Source organism: Bacteroidota bacterium (assembly GCA_034723125.1).
Classification (GTDB): domain Bacteria; phylum Bacteroidota; class Bacteroidia; order CAILMK01; family JAAYUY01; genus JAYEOP01.
The window spans coordinates 1-2,049 of record JAYEOP010000445.1; the positions used below are offsets into that span (position 1 = coordinate 1).

General features: G+C 22.8%; 2 protein-coding genes. One reads left to right on the plus strand and one right to left on the minus strand.

Features of this window, described 5'->3' with window-relative positions; genetic code table 11:
• Positions 1-1,017 (minus strand): fibronectin type III domain-containing protein (locus U9R42_11765; protein MEA3496700.1); only part of this gene is annotated, 1,017 nt, incomplete at its 3' end.
• A 55-nt stretch (positions 1,018-1,072) separates the two neighbouring features.
• Between U9R42_11765 and U9R42_11770 the strand changes: the two genes are divergently transcribed.
• Entirely contained in the window at positions 1,073-1,822 is a 750-nt protein-coding gene (locus tag U9R42_11770) for a pseudouridine synthase (protein ID MEA3496701.1), read from the plus strand.
• Positions 1,823-2,049: the final 227 nt, after the last annotated feature.

The window sequence follows — 2,049 nt, forward strand, 5'->3', positions numbered from 1 at the left end:
TATTCCTCTGTAAATATTAAACTTTTTTATATCTCCTTTTTGTCTAATTTCCCATTTTATTTCTATTTCATTATCACTTTTAACACTTACATTTCTCAAATAAATACTTTCAGGAGTATTAATAAAATTTGTTTTTATCTCAAGCTCGTTTGAACTTGATGTAAAATTATTATTTAAATTCCTTGCTCTGATTTTAAAAACATAATTAGTATCATTTTCTAAATTATTTATCACAATATCTTGCACGGAACCAGCAACTGTGTATAATATTTTAAATTTGTTTTTCCCCTCAATCTTCACTAATATCTCATAATTAATACTATCAATATCCCACGCTATATATCTGTTCCAATTTAAACTTACAGTTTTACTACAAAAGTTTTGACTTATATTTAATTTTATATTATTATGTTTATCAGAAAAAATACTCAGATTTTCGCAACTATCCATTGCAACAACTTTATAAACAAAAGTCTGATTTCTTGGATCTCTTATCGCTTTATCCGTAAAATATGTATTTGTATTTCCTATTAAAGTATCAATGATTATATTCATAGCACCATTTACGTAATAAACGATATATCCTTTAGTATCTTTATCCTTACTCTTTTCCCATCCAATAATTACTCTTCCGTTTTTTACACTTACAGAATCAATATTTATTTTTTTTGGTGGATTTTTATCAATATTCAATGTATCGGAATAAATCATTTTTTGATTTCCGCATTGTATAATTGCAACTATAAAATATTCCCAATTATTTGAAACAGTACCAGCTCCTATATGTACATATTCATTATTAAAATAACTTTTATTTTCGTCTATTTTTTTAAAATTATCAGTAGCACTTTCTCTACCGTATATCTCATATTTATTAAATTTCTGACATGTATCATTTACAACATTCCAAATTATTGTAATATCATTTTCCTTTTCACATATTCTTATTATATTGAATGCGAAAACTTTAATAGTAAAAGTTAAAATTATTATTATTAATGTTAATTTTTTTAACATATTTCTTATCCTAATTTCCTTAATAACATATTATCTTTGAATTTATTATGTTTATTTGTCTTATACATTAAAATCAAATTTTATCAAAAATACAAATCTAATACGTCTCAACAAAATTATTGCCAGTTCTGGTTATTGTTCAAGACGTAAAGCTGATGTTTTAATTTCTAAAGGTCTTGTTACCGTAAACCGCAAAGTTACTACTGATCTTGGAATTAAAATAAACGATAATGCCGAAATAATAATTAATGGTAAAAAATTAAAAAGACAAAATTTTGTTTATATACTATTAAATAAACCCATAAATGTTATTACCACTAATTATGATCCACAAAATAGAAGAAAGGTAATTGATTTAATTGATTTAAAAAATATTAGAGTTTTTCCTGTAGGACGACTTGACAGAAATACCACCGGAGTATTACTTTTAACAAATGATGGAAAATTGACTAATTTTCTAACACATCCATCAAATAATATTACTAAAATATATAAGGTTACCCTTGACAAAAAATTTAATGAAAGCGATATTTCTAAACTTCAGAAAGGAATAAATCTTGAAGATGGTATTACTAAAATTGATAAAATTTTTGTTTTTCCTAAATTTAAAAATATCATACAATTAGAAATACATTCAGGTAAAAACCGTATTGTTAGAAGACTTTTAGAACACCTTGAATATAATGTATTAGAACTTGATAGAATTTCTTTTGCAGGAATAAAATATGGTACTTTAAAAACATCTCAATCAAGGTTACTTAATAGTAAAGAATTATCTTTACTTAAAAAACAACAAAAACGTTAATAAAACAATAATTTCTGTTTATAATTATCTTAATAATTATATAAAAATGTTGAAAAATAATAATACATATTTTGAGTAAATATTATCCCCAAAACTTTTTTATTTTTACCCAATAATTTTATGTTTTTCAATATTAGAATAACTAAATAATTTAGTTTTCAACCGTTAATAAGCTAATTTTTATTAACGTTAATAACGAATAATTTTAATGTTAATAAAAATTAGCT